The organism is Clostridium sp. CF012 (genome assembly GCF_018861755.1).
Classification (GTDB): domain Bacteria; phylum Bacillota; class Clostridia; order Clostridiales; family Clostridiaceae; genus Clostridium_AD.
In genome coordinates this window covers 1-19,881 of record NZ_JAHLEF010000002.1, presented here as the reverse complement: position 1 = coordinate 19,881, position 19,881 = coordinate 1, and the positions used below count along the sequence as shown (strand labels likewise).

Here is a 19,881-nt window from a genome sequence, read left to right as displayed (position 1 = left end):
ATTAGAAGTATTTCCCAAATCGAGAATATTAATCTTAAATATTACAAATAATAAACTGGGTGATTAAAATGGAAAAACTAAATATAGATTATATTAAAGAAAAATTAAAAAATAGCTATGATGTGAAATACCGAGAGATAGAATGCGAGCTAGGAACAATATTCGGTGTATTTATTGATGATTTGTGTGACTCTAAATTTATTAGTGAATATATATTTGAACCTCTAATGCAAAATAAGATTTGGACTATAAATCTAGAGTTTCTAAAAAAGGAAGTATTACCTGCTAATAACATTGGAGATATCAATAGTAATGATGAGGCTATATCACACATTTTATCTGGAGACTTAGTGCTTCTATTCTCCTTTGCAAATAGTGCGATTTACTGTGAGGCAAAGGGGTATGTACATCGTAGTGTTGGAATTCCCGGTACAGAAAATGTTATTAAAGGACCAAGAGAAGGATTTACAGAGGCCTTTGTTGACAATGTATCACTAATAAGACGAAAAATAAAAAACCCGGATTTGAAATTTGAAACACTTATTTTAGGGAATAAATCCAACACAGTAGTTGTAATATGCTATATAGAAGGGGTGGCTCCGAGGAAACTTGTGGATTATATAAGAAAAAAAGTATCTAACATAAAATTAGAGTTTATATTAGACACAAATTACATTGAGGAACAATTAAAAAATAAGAACACAGCTTTTGATACAGTAGGTACTACGGAAAAGCCAGATGTGGCGGCGTCGAAACTTTTAGAAGGAAAAATAGCAATAATTGTAGATGGAACACCTTTTGTAATTACTGCTCCATATTTTTTTGTGGATAATTTCCAAGCGCCAGATGATTATTATACTAACAAATATTTTGCTAATTTATCCAGGATTACAAGGGTGTTTAGCTTCTTCTCAGCTAGCTTATTGTCAGGATTATATTTGGCTTTTGCTTGTTTCCACTTTTCACTTATTCCTACTGTATTTGCTATGAAGTTCACGATTTCTAGAGCAGGTGTGCCTCTCCCTACGGTTATAGAGTTGTTAGTAATGACTTTCTTCTTTCAATTACTTAGAGAGGCAGGAATAAGATTGCCACAGTCCATAGGCCAGTCAATGAGCATTGTTGGTGCTTTGATTTTAGGAGATGCTGCAGTGGGGGTAGGAATAGCCTCCCAAAGTACAGTAGTGATCGTGGCAATTTCTTCTATATCTTCTTTTTTAGTGCCTAAACTTTATGGGGCTCTAGCCATATGGAATATAGTTATTATTTTGTTTTCATCTGTGCTTGGGCTTCCAGGATTTTATATTGGTTTCTTTATTTTTACCTCACACATGGCGGGCCTTGAAAGTTGTGGATATCCATATTTATTTCCTTTAGGTACAGTAGAGAACTTTAAATTCAAGGATTTATTATATAGAAAAGATCTTAGCAAGATATCGAATAGTGTTTTTGATAAGGATGATTATAATGAAAAAGTATAAAAAAGTATTAATTATAAGCTGCATAATATTGAATTGCTTTAGTATGTCCTCATGTTTTAGTTATAAGGATATTAATAAAGTTTTATTTATTACTGCCTTAGTAATAGATGTAGATAATAACGGTAATCCTATATTATTTGCTGAAGCTTTTAAGGGGATAAGAGGATCGACGCCTCAAGGGGCGGATGAAAGGGTTTTATTCAAAGGAACAGGAAAAACAATGTTTGAAGCTGTTAGAAATATGAATACTGCTTCCAGTTATAAATTAAATTATACACAGAATAAGGCTATAATATTTACTCAAAAGGCCGCACAATTCGGTCTTGATAATTTTATTGATTTTTTAGATCGTGATCAGGAATTACTTATAAGGCCTTATATTGCGGTATACATAGGAGATCCAGAAAAGCTTATGAAACTACATCTTGTTGAAGATAAATATATTGGCACATTTTTAATGCAACTTATAGAAAATATTGGATCATCTTCAAGGGCTGTAAAACTAAGTCTAAATGAATTCTATAATCAAAGAACTACTGGAGACAAAACCAATGTAGTAACTATAATAGATATTTCAAAAGATAGCTTAGAGCCAGAACTAGAAGTAAATGGTGGAGCAGTTATTAAAGACGATAAAATGGTTAGCATATTATCAAGAGAAGAAGGGCAGGGATTTAACTTTTTAATAAATACTATTTCAGGAGGTACTTTAGAAATAACTAATCCCTGTGATATTAATAAGTTTGTAACTCTAGAAATTGAAAAAAATAAAACCAAGACAGAAATAAGCTATTTTGACAATACTATTCATTTAAAAAAGAAAATTAAAGTTAAGGTGAATTTTGCAGAAGCTCAAAAGAGTATTGTCCTTACAAAAGAAAATATTAAGAAAATCCAAGATAAGTCAGGAGAGAATATCGTGAAAGCCTGCAATGATTTATTTCAAAAATACAAGAGTATGGGCATAGACATCTTTGATATAACTGAAGAATTGTATGCTAAATATCCAAAGGAGAAAGTGAAAGATATTATAAGCAAAACTGAGTTAAAGGTGGAAGCAGAAGTAGAAGTAATAAATACAGGTGATGTTAATAATTTTGAATAAAAAAATCATAGAAAATTATGCAATTTAGTTGTATACTATGGTAATGGATTTATAATACATTTAATTAAAAGGAATGTTAAATTGCATGGATAAAAATTTAGAATTATTAGAAAAACTCGAAAGACTAACTGAAGAATTTGAAACTTATCAAAATTTCGCTGAAAGCACTATACAAATTATGAGTGAAAAAAATACTAAATTAGAGAAAAGGTTAGATAATCTTACCAACATTGTTGAAATTAGCAAATATATTAATTCTAATATTCGTGATACTAACTTAATATCTATGATAAATGACATGATTATAGGTATTTCAGGTGTAACCTGTTCCTCTGTATATTTATTGGAATTTGATAAATTGGTAGTTAAGGCAACAAATAGCCATGAGGTAGACTTGAATTTAAAATTCAAAGACCATTTTGTCCAATTAAATGAAGGTAAATTATTTATTGTTAATTCTAAGGATTTTCTTGAAGAGGATTTAATAAAAGATAAAATACATTCAATAATAGGTATACCAATTAATTTAAGAGATAAATTTACAGGCTACATAATAGTTGAACATACACTGTATAATTTTTTTGGCCAAGAGCACATAAAGTTTATTTCTTCTATTGCAAATCAAATTGCTATAGCCATTGAAAATAGTTTATTGTATGCTAAGGTTAAAGAGAGTTCAATAAGAGATCCCCTACTTGAAATATACAATAGAAAATATTTCTTTGACACCATAGAAGATAAACTTAGTAGGGATGAATCTATTGAATTTGCAATAGTTATGATGGATATTGATGATTTTAAAAAAATAAATGATGTATACGGACATCAAGTTGGTGATGAAATTTTACTGTGCATAACCAATACTATAAATGAAAATTTGCATGAGGAAGACATATTGGCTAGATATGGTGGGGAAGAGATAGTTATCTATGTCCATGATGTTAAAGACTATTGCATAGTTTATAATAGGATTGATAATATCAGGAAACAAATAACTAATATATTGGGTGTGGTAAAGAATCCCATTACAGCTAGCTTTGGCATAAGCTATTACAAGGGAAATAAAAGTGTAGATAAAGTATTAGAAATGGCAGATAGAATGCTTTATAAAGCTAAATCAAGTGGAAAAAACAGAGTTGTAAGTGAATAAAAGGGCGATGGCATTCCATCGTCTTTTGTCGAATGTGCCCGAACTATTATTTGAAGAATTATCCTAGAAACATTGTAGAGCAATAAACATAATATATTATTATAGCGCGCTTGGAGTGAAATATATGGATACCAGAAAAATTAAGATATTGCTAAAGAGAGAAGAAGGTACAAAATTAGATTTTAAGTTAAAAATGGATATATTAATAGAAAGCGGTAAAAAAGAATTAGCTAAAGATATATGTGCTATAGCAAATTCTCGCGGAGGAAGAGGATATATTGTTATTGGAGTGGAAGATAAGACAAAAAGAGTGGTAGGTATTAATCTTGACGATTTTAAAGAAGAACAGTTTCAGCAAATTATTAGTTCAAGATGTGAACCACCTATTCCAATTTCCATAGATTTTGTGATATATCAAAATAAGAACTTAGCAATTTTAACTATATATGATGGTGGTCAGAAACCTTATCAATTAAGGGAGAACGGCGCGTTTTACATCAGACGTGGCTCCACAACAGATACCATGAGAAAAGATGAATTAATCTCCTGTTTACAAGAAAATCTAAGTCTAAATATTGAAACTATGCCTATCATGAATAGTGATATCAATAGTTTGGATTTTAAAATAATCAATAAATACTTTTTAAACAAGGGAATTGTAGTAAATGATGACAATAGGTTAGAATTTATGGATAATGCAGGAATAACCTTTATTGAAAGGGATTATAATAAGAGAGTAGTGACCCTTGGAGGCTTATTGGTATTTTCTGATATTAATAGTATTTATATACCGCATAATATGATTAAAATAGTAAACAAGGTAAATAATAAGGTTGATGAGGTTATAATTGTACAAGGAAGTCTGCTCGATATGCTAGATAGGGTAGAAGAATTGTTCAAAGAGATATTCCCTATGAATTATCCTATAGCTTCCGTACATGAAGCTGTAAAGAATGCAATACTTTATAGGGACTATACTATGTTTTATAAGGAAATAGAAATAGTAATAAACTATAATAGTGTCAGCGTAATTAGTCCTGGTAATTTATTATTTTTAACTAAAATTAATACTCATAATTATTCAAGAAGAAATATGTGGATATATGATAAGTTAATAGCCTTAGATGATAAAAAAAGGTTTATAAAATCAGGAAAAGGCTTTACATTCATCTCAAAAGCCTTTAAAAGGTATGGTAAAGTAATATTTGTAGATTCAAAAGAAGATATTAGTTTTAAGGTAATTTTTCCTGGAATTAAAAATTTTATTTAATAAGTATAATATTGCAAAAATATTCTGAATAATATATAATGAGTGTAACTATATTGCGTACATTGTAGACCTGTTTAATAATTATCTGGTTATGTTAGATAAAATAGGAGGCGGTTAACATGATTCATGTATTTTGCGGTAGAAAAGGTTCAGGTAAAACTAAAGCTTTGATTAAACTCGCCAATGAAAAGGTTGATGAAGTTAAGGGGAACATAGTTTATATTGATGATGACACTAAAGCAGTACTACAATTAAACAGAAAAATGAGATTTGTGGCTACGAATGAGTTTAATTTAAAAAGTAATAATGATTTTTATGGTTTTTTGTGCGGTATGCTTTCAAAAGATTACGATATTGATACCATTTTTGTTGATGGTGTATTTAATATTGTTGATGATAAACTTGAGCATACGGCACAATTGTTTTCTAAAATGGATTCTTTAGCTAAGAAGTACAATGTGGAATTTTACGTAAATGTTAGTTGTGAGAACTTAAATCCGCCAGAATTTTTAAAGGAGTATATCGCATAGACATTTAATTGATTTTTAGTGTAATGCAGGGTTTTAACGACATTTCACCTGCCTAGATGAGGAATTTAACCCTGCATTTATTGTAAATAGAGCAAATAAGCGAAAATAAGCGTATATAGATAATAAACCGATGTGAATAGAGCGAATGAGCAATTAGCAAACTTGATATAATTTAAATACATCTATACAATTAATAAAATGGAAGTTTATATTTAAATGCTGTGAAGGAAAAAAGTAACTGTAGGAATTATTAAGAGAGCTAGTGGTAGGTGTGAACTAGTTAATGAATATAGTGAAATACATTCTGGAGCTTTAAGCTGAAATAAAGTTATTTATGAGTAAGCTGAGACGGGTTAACCTTACGTTATAAGGAATGAGCGGATTGTTAAATCAATTTGGGTGGTACCACGGAATTATTTCGTCCCTTTCACAGGGGCGTTTTTTTATTTCCCAAAAATAAGGCAAAGGTAAAAATAAGGAGGAATAATTTATGTCAAATGTATATGATACACTATGCGAGCGAGGATACATCAAACAACTTACTCATGAGGATGAAATAAAGAAAATATTAAACACTGAAAAGGTAACATTTTATATAGGCTTTGACCCCACAGCAGATAGTCTACATATTGGCCATTTTATTGCTATGATGTTTATGGCACATATGCAAAGGGCAGGTCATAGACCAATAGCCTTAGTTGGTGGTGGAACTGCTATGATAGGGGATCCATCAGGAAAAACAGATATGAGAAAAATGCTTACAAAAGAAGAAATTGATTATAATATATCCTGTATAAAATTGCAACTTTCAAAACTTATAGACTTTAGTGATGGCAAAGCTATACTAGAAAATAATGCAAACTGGCTTTTGGACTTAAACTATGTAGACTTTATAAGAGATATAGGAGTACATTTTTCAGTAAACAGGATGTTAACTGCTGAGTGCTTTAAACAGAGATTAGAAAAAGGTTTATCATTTTTTGAGTTTAACTATATGCTTATGCAAGGATATGATTTTTTAGTGTTAAATGAAAAATATGGGTGTACTATGCAACTCGGCGGAGATGATCAATGGTCTAACATAATTGCTGGTATGGAACTAATAAGAAGAAAAGAAAGTAAAGCTTCATATGGAATGACCTGTGCATTACTTACTAATAGTGAAGGCAAGAAGATGGGTAAGACTGAAAATGGTGCACTATGGCTTGATGCAAATAAAACATCACCTTATGATTTTTACCAATACTGGAGAAATGTAGAGGATTCAGATGTGAAGCAATGTTTATCCCTGCTTACATTTGTACCAATGGACGAGGTTAGACAATTAAGTGCACTAAAAGATGAGAAGATCAATGAAGCCAAAAAAGTTTTAGCTTTTGAGGTCACAAAACTTATTCATGGCGAAGAAGAAGCTATCAAGGCTCAGGCCGCAGCAGAAGCGCTGTTTGGTGGCGGAACTAATATGAGTAACGTTCCTACAGTATCGATTCCCTTAGATATGAAGACTTCAGGACTCATGGATATATTAGTGTACACTAAAGTGGTACCATCAAAAGCAGAAGCTAGAAGGCTTATTGAACAGGGTGGGTTAACCATTAACGATAAAAAAATTGAAGATAAAAATGCAGCACTTTTAGACACAGATTTTAAAGAGGGTAGTGTGCTTATAAAAAAAGGAAAGAAAAAATACTATTCCTTAATCATAGAATAATGAAATTTTAAAAAAGCAAAGCTGAAGTTAATATTTTAGCTTTGTTTTTTTAGTGACGTTTTTATTTATTTATTTAATGGGGACGGTTAACAACTATTTGACATTTTGTACTTTAAAAGAGTGAGAAAGAGTGGGGACAGTTAACAACTAATTGAAGTATTGCACAAAAGGTGTCTGTCCCCTTAAAAAAAAAATGTTTCATACGATAATTAAGTATTGATAACTTTTAAAAATGGTATTATGTAAAAAATGGGGGTGGATTATGTCTATAATTAGCAATATTGCAATACAGAATTTACAAGCTAAAAAGGCTTTTAGTAAAATATCTTTTGAAGCTGGGGAAACCTTTAGTGCTAGAATAGTAAGTACAGATAAGGAAAAGGGAGAAGTTAATTTAAAATTATTAGATGGATGGCAATTTTCTGCAAAGCTTGATAAGCCACTGCAGCAAGCTCCTGAGGGTAGTGTGCTTAAATTTAAAGTAGAAGGTTTTGAAAATGATAAGCTTAAAATAAAATTAGTATATGAAGATAAGGAAGAAAAAATTATTGATACTGAAGGCTTAGAAGCTTTCAGTAAGAGGGATACTCCAGGCACTGAAAAAGCAGATGCTTTGCTTTTTTCTAAAATGATAAAACATGATATGCCATTAACTAAAGATAATATAATTGATATAAAAAATTTAGTTGATTTTAGAGAAAGGATATCCTTAAATTCTAATAAAGAAGAAATTTTTATTGCTAAATATCTTGAAAGTAGAAATATTGACCCCAACAGTGAAAAGGGAAAGGAAATAGTAAAAATTTTAAAAAATTTTTTCGAGGCATTAAAGAGTTTAGATATTGACGAGATATTATTATTTAAAGAAAATAATATAGAACTCACTAAAGGAAATTTGGATAGCTTTATAAAGCTATTTAAAGGAGAGTCTGCGGTATATAATAATTTAAAAGATATTAATAACTATCTTTTAAACAGTGATACAAATAAAAGTATGATAAGGAATATACAGAATTCTGAAGTAGTTGGGATCCAAAATAGTTTTATGGATTTAGATCAAGGTAATGAAGGGTTTACAAATGTGGAATTTAAAAATATCAGTAAAGAAACAAAAGGACTAGAACCGATAAATAATGGAAAAATAGTGGAAAAAACTCAAAATTCAGATAACGCTATCCGCAATAACGACTTAAAAGTGGTAGTTAGTTTGATAAATAAAGAGTTAAAGGATTTAGATGTTTATTATAGAGTATTAAATTCTACTATTAAAAATTTAGAACTGGATAAAAATTCACAACTCAATATAGGCTTCAGAATAGATAAAGATATAAAACCTAATAATATTAATTTTAATAGGGGCGAAATAGCAGCAATGGTTGACAAAATTTTCAAGGCGGAACAAATATCACTAAGTCCAGATAATTATATTAAATTAATAGAGAATTTAGAGGCAAAATTAAATATAACAAAGGTTGAAACTAGCAGTGTGAAATTAGAAAATATAGTTCCAAATGAAGAATTGACTTTGAATATACTACCAAAGGATGAGGTTAGTGAAGCTGAATTGGATATTAAAAGCACTATAAATACTAAAACTAGTGTATATGGAAAAAACAATTCACTTAATGAAATTATAAATATGATAAAAAAAGAATTGAATATTTCAGAGGTAGAAAAGGGAATTATAAATAATGTGGAAAAAGGAATTATGAATAATGTAGAAAAAGATATAGAAAAGATAACTACTGATTTTCTCATTAAAGAACAAATTAAATTAAAAACTGAAGAGATTAAAAATATAGTTAAAGACCTTATTGAAAATAAACTTAATATAAAACCTGAAAGTTATGAAAAAGTTATGAATTTATTTCATGAAAAGCTTAATGATTTAAAGATGTTTAATTCTATTTCAGAACAATATTATATTTTGGATCTGCCAATAAATGTTAAAGATGATGAATATCAATTTAAATTAATTATTAAAGATGATAGAAAAAAAGGAAAAAAGATCGACAGTAAGAATGTTAAAATTGCTACAAGTGTTAAAACGATAAATATGGGAATTGTGGATGCATATATAAAAATTAACAATAATAATATGAATATTGATATTAATTGTGATAAATTCTGGGTTAAAGTTTTAAAATTGGGCAAAGAAAAGTTAATAAAGGACTTATCTAATCTAAATTATAGAGTTAATATTGAGGTTAATTACAAGGCTAAAGAATTTACACTAGCTAATTGTGGGGAATTTTTTGATGATAGAAGTTTTAATACCCTCAATATAAAGGTATAATGAAATAGATAATTCAAAAAAATTAATCCTGAATATGCAAGAGGATGAGATTTAATATAACTGTAAACACTAATGTGGGGTGTTAAAATGAAAAAAGTAAAAAAAGCAGCTGCTATAAAATATGAACAAGGATATGATGTACCTATAGTAACAGCAGCTGGAATGGGCTATATTGCAGATAAAATTTTGATTAAGGCGGAGGAAAGTAAGGTGGCTATAGTCCAAAATGAGGAATTAGCTAATTTACTTTTAAATGTTGATATAGGATCAGAAATACCTTTCGAATTATATGATGCAATAGCTAAGGTTATTGCTTATGTAATGGATATAGATGGATTAATGAGAAAAGACTAATGGGTAATGAAACAATTAAAAGATTAATACGAGGAGGTTTATTATGGCGTTATGGGCAATATCTGATCTTCATTTAGCTTTAAATTCAGATAAACCCATGGATATATTTGGAGATAAATGGGAAAAGCATCATGAGAAAATAAAGGAAAATTGGCTTAGCAAAGTTTCCACCGAGGATACTGTATTAATTGCAGGGGATATTTCATGGTCAATGAATATTTCTGAGGGCCTAGAGGATTTGGAGTGGATTCATAAACTGCCCGGTAAGAAAATACTTATTAAAGGAAATCATGACTATTGGTGGAGTAGCATCACAAAACTTAATTCTCTGTATGAAGATATGAATTTTATTCAAAATAATTTTTTTAACTATAAAGATTTTGCTATATGCGGAACCCGCGGGTGGAATTGCCCAGGAGGTGCAAGATTTACAGAACATGATGAAAAAATATATAATAGAGAGTTAATAAGGCTTCGAATATCCTTAGATGAGGCAGTGCGGAATGGGTATAGTAAATTTATTGTAATGCTTCATTATCCACCTACTAATGATAAATTTGAAGAAACTAAACTTATAAGTATAATAAAAGAATATAATGTGGCAAAGGTTATATATGGTCATTTACATGGACCATCACTAAATAGGTTATATGAAGGTAATATAGAGGGCGTGGAGTATATAGTAACTTCTTGTGATTATTTGGATTTTGATCCACTAAAGATATTAGAATAGCACAAAAAGTCAATTTATTGTGGATAAGTATAACTATTAAATTTATTTATGTGGATAACAAATTCAATAGCCATAATCATATGAAAACAAATAACAAGTCAAAGATGCTAGCATATTGACTTGTTATTTTTTATGTATTTAAAATACTATTTAAATATTTTAGAAAAAAAACCGGTTTTCTTAATAGTTTCTATTGGCTCAAAGTTCTCTGTAGAAGCTTTATTTAGATTATCAGTGGCAACTAATAATGCAGCAGCTTCTTCTTTTATCAAGTCTTTCATATCACGAGCAAGTTCTTTCAAACTCTGCTTTACATTAGGAGTTGTTATTACATTACTAAACCAAACTAGTGAATCTTCTGTATTGCCTATACGTCTATTTAATTCTCCAATAAGATACATGGCACTATATTTATCCATGCCATAAATGGGAAAGGCCTCTGAGTAATATGCATCATTAAGCCCTTCTAAAGCCTGTTTCAAAAATATTATTTCCATTTCCTTAGCCTCTTCAGTTTCGAGTAGTCTGTGCATCCAGGCTAGCTTCATACAATTGATAGCTTTTTTACTTGATTTTGCATTAGTTACTATATAATTTAAAAGGGATAGTTTGTACCTTTCTATAGCAACATGCACATCATAAATTTCAGGATACATTCTCCCCTTCCACTTAGGAGATATAGATTTTTGTACTTGTTCTATTTCTATGCTCCTTATAGCATAAAAATCTGCTTTCATAGCTGAATATCCACAAGAATTACAAACCCAAACATCATAGAAATAAGGGTTAATTAGTGAATATCTAATAAAAAAGTCACTATCTTTTTTTATCATTCTGTAAGCCGAGGACTTTACTGTGCTAGCTTTAAAAGCATTGTTACATACTGGACAGATAACTTCTTTACTATATAGAAGCGACGGTGACCTGTTCTCTTCTTTTTTTTCTTTCACAGTTTCAGTTTCTTTATTATATATTTTAATATCGTTAATATTATCAAATCCCATATTTTCTAAGCCGGAAAATATTTTTTTATCCATTTAATCACCCCAAAATAAAATTTAATGTGTTATGATTAGTTATGTAACTTAGTATATAATCCTAAAAAATTGCTTTTATGCTAATTTAGTAGTAAATTAATTATAACAGAAAATTAATAAAAATATAATATTAATATAAATCACCATCAAAAAGTTTCTATATTTTAATTGTAGACAAAATATTAATTGTAAACATGAAATTTTATGTAAAGGACTGAGTATATGGCAATAAGAGAGTGGAAAAAATTCTTAATACCTTATGAACAGGCAGTAGAAGAGTTGAAATTAAAATTCAAAAGCATAAGGCGCGAATATAGACGCAAAAATGATTATTCACCTGTAGAATTTGTTACAGGACGGGTTAAAGAAATATCTAGCATTCTTGAAAAAGCTAATAAATTCGCTATACCTATAGATCGAATTGAATTTGAAATGGAGGATATTGCTGGAATAAGAGTAATGTGTCAATTTGTTGATGACATTGATAAGGTGGTAAATTTAATTCGTGAAAGACGTGATATGCAGATAGTCTATGAAAAAGATTACGTTGCCAATGTAAAAGAGAGTGGATATAGAAGCTATCATATGATTATAAAGTATCCTGTAAATTTAGTTGATGGTCAAACGGAGATACTAGCGGAATTTCAAATTAGAACCTTGGCAATGAATTTCTGGGCCACAGTAGAGCATTCCCTAAATTATAAATATAAGCATGATATACCAGAGGATATAAGAGAAAAACTTAAAAATGCAGCAGATGCTGCTTTTCAATTAGACCAGCAGATGTTAGAAATTAAAGACGAAATTAAAGATGCGCAAAAACTCTTTGAGGTTAAATCTAATTTGGTATCTGATATAATGAATAACATTCTTATGATTTCTTCCCTTGGAAAATTAATGGAGTCAACCAGGTATAGAGAACAACTAAATAAGCTACTTGAAGAAGGAGAAGTCTTTGAACTTAGCAGTCTTCTTAAAGCAACTCAAAAAACTTTAGATATGTATGGAGTTTTATAATATATAAATAGTCTAAATAAGAATAAGGAGAGTAGAGAGTCTAAACTAAGACAATCTATTCTCCTTTTCTAATATGAAACTTTAATCTTTAAAAACTGTATGAAGTTTTTATTAAGAAGCTACTATATTAACTAGTCGTCCTTTAATTACAATAATCTTTCGCACAGTTATTCCTTCAAGTGCAGCAAGTAGGGTTTCATCCTTAAGAGCGGCCTTTTTAATACTTTCTTCATCTAAATCTTGAGCTATAATTATTCTAGACTTAATTTTGCCATTTACTTGAATAGCTATCTCTATTTCATCTTTGATTAGAGCTTTTTCATCAAATTTAGGCCAACTTTGATTAAATATAGAGTAATCCATACCTAAGGTCTCCCACTTTTCTTCCGAGAAGTGAGGAGCAAATGGAGCTAAAAGTAAAAGGTAATCCGCAAGCACTTCTTTTAAGAAATTACTATCTACGGTTTCTTCGTTAACATATTTGGATATGGCATTTGTAAATTCCATAAGTCTTGCAATAGCCGTATTAAACTGAAGTTTTTCTGCGTCTTCGGTAACTCCCTTTATCGCAAAATGTCTCCAGTAGTTTAATTCTTTTTCTGCCTTATGGAGAGAAGCGACCTTGTTACTTTCCTTTAACATTTCAGAAATTCCGGTGTCGACTGCTCGTTCAATCCTATCAACGAATCTTCCAATAGCTTTTATGCCATCATCACTCCAAGCACCACCATCAGTATACCCAAAACCAAACATTAGGTACATTCTAAACACATCTGCTCCAAACTCTTTTATATATTGGTCTGGTGAAATAGTGTTCCCTTTGGATTTACTCATTTTTAATCCGTCTGGTCCTAAAATTAAGCCTTGGTGAGTAAGAGACACGAAAGGTTCATCAAAGTTTAAATAGCCCATATCGCGAAGAGCCTTGGTAATAAATCTTGCATATAGTAAGTGCATGCATGCATGTTCTGGTCCGCCTACATATTTGTCAACAGGTAGCATTTTGTTTATTAAGTCCGTATCAAAAGCCTTTTCACTATTTTTGTTATCTACATATCTTAAATAGTAGAAAGAAGAACAAACAAAGGTATCCAAGGTGTCAGCCTCTCGATGCGCAGGACTACCACAAACAGGGCAAGGTACATTAATAAAATCTGCACATTTAGCTAGTGGAGATTCTCCGTCAGGTGCGAATTCTACGTCATAAGGTAGCTCTACAGGAAGTTGATTCTCAGGTACTGGAACAGTTCCACATGTATCACAATGAATTATTGGAATAGGAGCTCCCCAATATCTTTGTCTTGAAACTAACCAATCACGAAGTCTAAAGTTTACTTTGCCTGTTCCTAAATTTTGAGCTTCTAATTTTTTTACTACTGCTTCAATTCCCTCTTCCGTAGATAAACCATTAAACTCTTCACTATTTACCATTTTTCCATGTTCGGTATAAGGAAGATTTTCCTCCTCCTCGTTTACACTTTTAAAACCAGAAATTACTCTTTCTATAGGTAAATTGTATTTAGTAGCAAAGGCAAAATCCCTATCATCGTGAGCGGGAACAGCCATTACAACACCAGTTCCATAGGTATTTAGAACATAGTCAGCTACCCAAATAGGTACTTTTCTTCCGTTAATAGGATTAATAGCATAGGAACCAGTAAATACACCAGTTTTTTCTCTTGTAATAGATTGTCTTTCTATATCAGACTGTTTATTAGCTTCATCTCTATAAGCCACCACAGCGTCTTTATATTCATCTTTAGTGAGAACACCTACAAGGTCATTTTCAGGGGCTATAACTACATAGGATACGCCAAATAGAGTATCAGCCCTTGTAGTGAATACACTAAAATCTATTTGGGAATCTACTACTTTAAAATTAACTTCAGCACCAATGGATTTACCTATCCAATGTTTTTGCATTGATTTAGTTTTTTCTGGCCAATCCAAGGTATCAAGTTTTTCTAATAGTTCATCAGCATAGTCAGTAATTTTTAAAAACCATTGAGTTAAATTCTTTTTAGTGACCTCAGTGCCACATCGCTCACAAGCACCATCTAATACTTGTTCATTTGCAAGAACTGTACTACAGCTAGGGCACCAATTTACAGGCGCTTTTTTTCTGTAGGCAAGACCTTTTTCAAATAGTTTTAAGAATAACCATTGAGTCCATTTATAATAATCTGGACGGCAAGTTACAACTTCATGATCCCAATTAAACATTGCTCCCATAGCTTTTAATTGTTTTTTCATAGTAGCAATGTTTTGCTCAGTAGAATCCTTTGGGTGTACACCGGTTTTTATTGCGTAGTTTTCAGCAGGTAGTCCAAAGGCATCAAAGCCCATTGGTTGAAATACATTATAACCCTGCATTTTCTTCATTCTAGCCCAAGTATCTACAGGACCATAGTTAAACCAATGCCCAGCATGTAATTGGCTAGCAGATGGATAAGAGAACATTTCAAGTACATATAGCTTTTTCGCAGTATTATTCTCATCAAATTTGTAGAGATTAGTATCTTCCCATTTTTGTTGCCATTTTTCATCGATGGTAGTATTGTATTTTGCCATTAATATTCCTCCTTGATGTTCTAAAGTAGAAAACAATTATTGATTATTAAATTTTGCCTTTAATGTTTGCCGAAGTAAGATTTTACTAGAAAATAAAAAAAACCTTCATCTCAACAAAGAGACGAAAGTAAAATTCCGCGGTACCACTCTAATTAGGCATTACACCTCACTTACGAATATAACGGTTTTAACCGTACTTGTTTTAACAAGTAAGCTCATAGGCAAGTTCATATTATATCATTACTGCTTCACACCAAATAAGCAGCTCTCTTTAAAATGATATAAATACTACTACTCCTAATCAAAGCAATTTATTATATTATACTTTGTTTATGAAAGGATTATTATCAATTATAATTTAAATAGAATTTTCTGTCAAGAGTATGGTTTAAACACATCGAAAGGCACAGGCTACTAGTGCATTTGACTTAACTGAATTTTTTAATAAGCTTTTTATTTGCATAGACTATAAAAATAGTAAGGGCATAGTCATATACTAAGAAACCGAACTCCATAAAGGGTATTAATAAATATATATTTATATTAGGAATTTTTAATAATAGTAATTTATATATAAATATAATTATAGCGGAACTTATATTAAAATATAAAAACTTAAGTACAAACTCTAGAGGAATACTCCTTAATTTTTCTACAAAATACTTCACAAAACCATAGGAACCAAAAATCAGTATATAGGCAATGCTTATAAGCTTTGAAGGTATAATAAACAGACTAAGCAAGGATACAGCACTATATACTATAATAGTATTTTTTACTCCAGTAAGTAGAATGGAAAGTGGTATAATGCAAGAAGCGATACCTAATATAAATAATCTATTTGTAGGGAAAACAGAAGAAAGATATAGTAATATCAAACTAAGTGCTGCGAATATGCCACCCTTAGCAATATTATTAGATTTCATAAAATTCATCTCCTAAATTATTATGCTTAACAACAGGAAATAAGATCTCCGCCTAAACATTCACAAAGACTATCGGCACACCATAAGTTAATACACATATTACCCATATCAGAATCTTTGTTTCTCCTGCCATAATAGTTGCCTCTATAATTTGTATTTCTAGTGTTTAAATCATTAAAGCTTCGCCTATATTCAACATTATTAGGTTCCAAAGAGCAGGCTTTACTAATAAAATTGTAAGCACTATCATGCCAACTCTTTTTCAAATGAACCATTCCCATCAAATAATTCCACTCAGCAGTTTTTGTATTCATGGAACCTAATTTCTGCTCAGCCAAAGGAAGGTTTCCACTATTTAAATCCATTCTTATTGATTGATATATGTCTCTGTTAATATAGTCATCATTTGAAGAAGAATTATAATTGTTAGAAGAATTATAAGTATTTGAAGATTGGTAGTTACTCGAAGAACTAGCATTTTTCATAAGTGAATCATAAGCTTCATTTAGTTCCTGCATTTTTTCTTCTGCTAAGTCTTTTAGAGGGTTATCACCATACTGATCAGGGTGATATTTTTTTGCCTGCTCTCTATAAGCTTTTTTAATATCTTCTTTTGACGTGCCTTCGCGTACACCAAGTATTTCATAGGGATTTGCCATCTTAATATTCCACTCCTTTTATATAATCAATACCTAAACTTTTATTAAAAACCACATTCATTTTTTCCATGAGTCCGAGCTCTAATATATTATATAATATATCTTCATTTTTAGTTAGTGGTAATGAATTTAAATTTTTCAAACATTGCTCAGCACAGGTAGTTAATATATAATCAATCCTTGGCTGTATACATTTCGAAAAACTTTTAAAATCCAAATTATCTGTATTAAGCAATGAACTTATAGCATTAAAAGAATTGCTTTTTAAGTCCTTTTCTAAATCATCGTAAGCATCTATAATATATATCCATTTACCTAAATTATAGCCAAGCCAATATAAATCCTCTTTAAAGGGTGCATCCTTATAATAAAAGGATATTATAAAGCCCGTAAGGTCAGCAAAAACATGAGACAGTTCATCTAAAGTTAGCTGTTCATCTATGGAAATATTCATAGAATTTGCTTCTTGAGTATTTAGCAGTATTAGCTTCTCTTCAGTATACTTCATTACCTCATTATATTCTACTTTCGAGTTTGACAAATATTTCTTTAAAAATGTTGAGAAAACCTTGCTTTTCATTGTTCTATTATCTTGAACATCATCCTTTAACTTATAATATGCTAAAGTTGTATTACAAAAGGCCGCATAGTCCAAAGCCAAATTATTATTAATCATAACCCTTTTTTTTAGTGGATGAATTGCACAACTAAATTTAGTAAAGTTGATTTTATTATCCCCAAGTGAATCTAGAAGTATCGCTAAAAAGGTCATATCATAATTTAAAGTAAGCCTTGGTAGCTGACCATAGCTATTTTTTATAGAATTACATAGACCACAATAATAAGCTTTGAATTTTTCGAAGTCTTTTATCTTCATCTCCATTTTACATGGAGTTACATATCCAAACATTATAGGCCCTTTGCTACTATTTTTTTCGATTTTAGTATTTCATAAATAGTTTTAGAGGTAGTATCCGAGAGGCTGTAACCTAGCAAGATTACAACATCTTCAAGTTCATCTTCATCTGCGCTTTCAATTTCTATATAAGGAAAAGGACAAAATTCCTTGTCATTTATGTCTATTTCTATAAGAGTATTTTTATACTTATAGCTTTCCCTATACTTTTTAATGGATTGTATAAGCTCAAGACCTAAGGCTTCAAATATTCCAATAGCTGCAGCTTCATCTTTTATTTCTGTTTCATGCTCATCCATTATCTTGTACTTTTCTTGGCTTATAAGTTTTTTTGTGGTGATATAGTACAGCGTGGAATTTGTTAACTCATCATGAATGGTGCGTATTCTTGCATAGCCTTTGCTATTAAGTAGCCTTTTATCTGGGAAATCATAAATATTATTTATTTGATTTTCTTGTTTTACTTTTGGAGCATTTATATTCAATAATTTCCTTCGAATTTCTTCTACATCAATATCTATAATTCTAGTTTCTATTTCTTTCATATTTCCCTCCTACTGTTCTCTAGGGTTCATAACAATAATCAATTTTTTGCGTGACACTAATTGTAATTATATCATAATCTAAATAAAGTAACATTAATAATAGATTAGAATTTCAGATTTGAATAAAAGTACATATACCTTTACAATTACTAAATTAGGGCAATAAGGGTCTCTTTATATCTGTGGATATGGCAATATATGAATTTGTTATAAATGCATTTACATAGTATAATTATTAAGGGTAATAATTAAGGTCATTATATAAATATCAAGGTGGTGTTTTTTTGGAGTACATAAAAGAAGTTAATATAAATGAGGCTATTATTCATGTTTTAGATAACAATGCAGATGAACCTATCTTGAATGAATATGCATTGGACTTAGATGAAGAAAAATATAATTTTTTATTGAAACATATTCAGAAGTGTTTAAAAGATGAAGATTTAAAATATGGAGTTTTTAATCCCAATAGAAACATAGTAAAAGAAATATCTGCGGAATACTTAAATGGTGAAAATAATTTACTGGATGTATCTAAAGAACTCGCAAGACAGATGTTTGGTTTGATGAGGTCTAAGGGGAGCATTCCATCTTGTGATTTGATAGTAGTATCCTTTACTACAGAATTTGGACCGATACTCGGTATATTCAAAATGGATTATATTAAAAATTATGTTCACACTATAGAGTTTGTAGACAATAAGTTAGGCATTGATATAGTACCGCAGTTCACTGGACTTCCTGGTTCATCTCAAAGGATACAGAAATGTGCTTTTTTAAAGCCTATTAGAAAAGAAAATAATTTTGATTTAATGGTTATTGATAAAAGAATTAAAACTAAAGAAGCGAGTAACGATCAAGCCATTAGCAGTGAAAATCAGGAATATGGTTCAAACTACTTTATTAATGATTATTTAGGTTGTACAATTATTGATAACGAAAGAGATGTAACTAAAAGCTTTGTGAAAGCAGCTGAAAAATTCACCCAAAATACCTTCCCAGAAAATGCAGACAAAGCAGAGGCTGTTAGAACTGCTATAAAAAGAAAACTTAAAGAAGAAGATAGTATTGATGTTAGAGAGTTGTCTCAGGAAATGTTTTCTGAAAATCATGAGACTAAGGAAAAATTTGTTGATTTTATTACGCAGCAAGGAATCTCAGAAAATATTAATCTTGATAAAGAATGGATAGATAAAAAACTAAAAAGGGTAAGACTTAAAATTGATAAGGATATAGACTTATATGTGGACACTGAAACATATCATGATAATAGCCGATTTGAAATACAAAGAAATGGTGATGGAACAATTAATATGGTTATTAAACATGTAAGTAATTATGTTGAAAAATAGAAAAGAAAAAAGTATATATTACTACTAATGCAATCACTTTGCTAAGAACTACTAATTATATTTTTAAATAATCTGCTAAAAAACATAAACTCGCTGTAATCTGTACCCTTTGTCAAGGACAATTTAAAAAAACTTATATTAAATTAAGGAGATGATTTCTGTATTGAACAGGAGTCATCTTTTCTAAATCCCATTGATATCTATATCTATTATAATAAATCATATATT

18 protein-coding genes and 2 other annotated features are annotated in these 19,881 nt (G+C 30.2%); of the genes, 11 read left to right on the top strand and 7 right to left on the bottom strand.

The genetic code is table 11. The annotated features are described in order from the left end of the window. The first annotated feature begins 68 nt into the window (after positions 1-68). From KPL50_RS02770 to KPL50_RS02730, 9 genes are all read left to right on the top strand, one after another. On the top strand, positions 69-1,481 hold the full coding sequence (locus KPL50_RS02770; protein ID WP_216296924.1) for a spore germination protein: 1,413 nt from the start codon (positions 69-71) through the stop codon (positions 1,479-1,481). Further along, positions 1,468-2,586 (top strand): Ger(x)C family spore germination protein, encoded by a 1,119-nt coding sequence (locus KPL50_RS02765; RefSeq protein WP_216296923.1) that lies wholly within the window; start codon positions 1,468-1,470, stop codon positions 2,584-2,586. The genes KPL50_RS02770 and KPL50_RS02765 overlap by 14 nt, the downstream gene beginning before the upstream one ends. An 85-nt stretch (positions 2,587-2,671) precedes the next feature. Further along, positions 2,672-3,736 (top strand): sensor domain-containing diguanylate cyclase, encoded by a 1,065-nt coding sequence (locus tag KPL50_RS02760; protein ID WP_216296922.1) that lies wholly within the window; start codon positions 2,672-2,674, stop codon positions 3,734-3,736. A gap of 124 nt (positions 3,737-3,860) precedes the next feature. Next, positions 3,861-5,006, top strand: coding sequence for a helix-turn-helix domain-containing protein (locus KPL50_RS02755; RefSeq protein ID WP_216296921.1), 1,146 nt, complete (start codon positions 3,861-3,863; stop codon positions 5,004-5,006). Between the two features lie 119 nt (positions 5,007-5,125). Beyond that, positions 5,126-5,536, top strand: a complete 411-nt coding sequence (locus KPL50_RS02750) for an ATP-binding protein (protein ID WP_216296920.1) — start codon at positions 5,126-5,128, stop codon at positions 5,534-5,536. Positions 5,537-5,748: 212 nt separating this feature from the next. Then, positions 5,749-5,965, top strand: a binding site (T-box leader). A 61-nt stretch (positions 5,966-6,026) separates the two neighbouring features. Further along, positions 6,027-7,247 carry a tyrosine--tRNA ligase gene (gene tyrS / locus KPL50_RS02745; RefSeq protein WP_216296919.1) on the top strand — a complete coding sequence of 407 codons (1,221 nt, stop codon included), beginning with the start codon at positions 6,027-6,029 and terminating at the stop codon, positions 7,245-7,247. 262 nt (positions 7,248-7,509) lie between these two features. Continuing rightward, the gene (locus KPL50_RS02740) at positions 7,510-9,543 is read left to right on the top strand and encodes a hypothetical protein (protein WP_216296918.1); all 2,034 of its coding nucleotides are present in this window, start codon (positions 7,510-7,512) and stop codon (positions 9,541-9,543) included. A gap of 87 nt (positions 9,544-9,630) precedes the next feature. Then, positions 9,631-9,897, top strand: coding sequence for an EscU/YscU/HrcU family type III secretion system export apparatus switch protein (locus tag KPL50_RS02735; RefSeq protein ID WP_216296917.1), 267 nt, complete (start codon positions 9,631-9,633; stop codon positions 9,895-9,897). A 43-nt stretch (positions 9,898-9,940) separates the two neighbouring features. Beyond that, positions 9,941-10,630, top strand: coding sequence for a metallophosphoesterase (locus KPL50_RS02730; RefSeq protein WP_216296916.1), 690 nt, complete (start codon positions 9,941-9,943; stop codon positions 10,628-10,630). 146 nt (positions 10,631-10,776) lie between these two features. On the opposite strand, the gene KPL50_RS02725 is transcribed toward KPL50_RS02730, so the two are convergent. Beyond that, positions 10,777-11,667, bottom strand: a complete 891-nt coding sequence (locus tag KPL50_RS02725; protein ID WP_216296915.1) for a DUF2225 domain-containing protein — start codon at positions 11,665-11,667, stop codon at positions 10,777-10,779. Positions 11,668-11,889: 222 nt separating this feature from the next. Between KPL50_RS02725 and KPL50_RS02720 the strand changes: the two genes are divergently transcribed. Then, positions 11,890-12,684: a GTP pyrophosphokinase family protein gene (locus KPL50_RS02720; RefSeq protein WP_216296914.1), complete on the top strand. Its 795-nt coding sequence runs from the start codon at positions 11,890-11,892 to the stop codon at positions 12,682-12,684. A 111-nt stretch (positions 12,685-12,795) separates the two neighbouring features. On the opposite strand, the gene leuS is transcribed toward KPL50_RS02720, so the two are convergent. The 5 genes from leuS to KPL50_RS02695 all read right to left on the bottom strand — a co-directional run bounded on the left by leuS (position 12,796) and on the right by KPL50_RS02695 (position 18,301). After that, positions 12,796-15,255, bottom strand: a complete 2,460-nt coding sequence (leuS, locus tag KPL50_RS02715; protein ID WP_216296913.1) for a leucine--tRNA ligase — start codon at positions 15,253-15,255, stop codon at positions 12,796-12,798. A gap of 114 nt (positions 15,256-15,369) precedes the next feature. Next, positions 15,370-15,569: a binding site (T-box leader), on the bottom strand. A gap of 114 nt (positions 15,570-15,683) precedes the next feature. Then, positions 15,684-16,181 (bottom strand): hypothetical protein, encoded by a 498-nt coding sequence (locus KPL50_RS02710; protein WP_216296912.1) that lies wholly within the window; start codon positions 16,179-16,181, stop codon positions 15,684-15,686. A 26-nt stretch (positions 16,182-16,207) separates the two neighbouring features. Further along, the gene (locus tag KPL50_RS02705) at positions 16,208-16,840 is read right to left on the bottom strand and encodes a J domain-containing protein (protein ID WP_216296911.1); all 633 of its coding nucleotides are present in this window, start codon (positions 16,838-16,840) and stop codon (positions 16,208-16,210) included. A gap of 1 nt (position 16,841) precedes the next feature. Continuing rightward, complete coding sequence (locus tag KPL50_RS02700) at positions 16,842-17,750, bottom strand: DUF5685 family protein (protein WP_216296910.1); 909 nt, start codon at positions 17,748-17,750, stop codon at positions 16,842-16,844. After that, a complete protein-coding gene (locus KPL50_RS02695; protein ID WP_216296909.1) occupies positions 17,750-18,301 on the bottom strand; it encodes a class IV adenylate cyclase in 552 nt (183 codons plus the stop codon). Before KPL50_RS02695 ends, KPL50_RS02700 begins: the two co-directional genes overlap by 1 nt. 284 nt (positions 18,302-18,585) lie before the next feature. On the opposite strand from KPL50_RS02695, the gene KPL50_RS02690 reads away from it, so the two are divergent. Then, a complete protein-coding gene (locus KPL50_RS02690; protein WP_216296908.1) occupies positions 18,586-19,653 on the top strand; it encodes a nucleoid-associated protein in 1,068 nt (355 codons plus the stop codon). Positions 19,654-19,786: 133 nt separating this feature from the next. On the opposite strand, the gene KPL50_RS02685 is transcribed toward KPL50_RS02690, so the two are convergent. Further along, positions 19,787-19,881: IS3 family transposase (locus tag KPL50_RS02685; RefSeq protein WP_216297197.1), on the bottom strand; the 95-nt coding region annotated here is incomplete at its 5' end.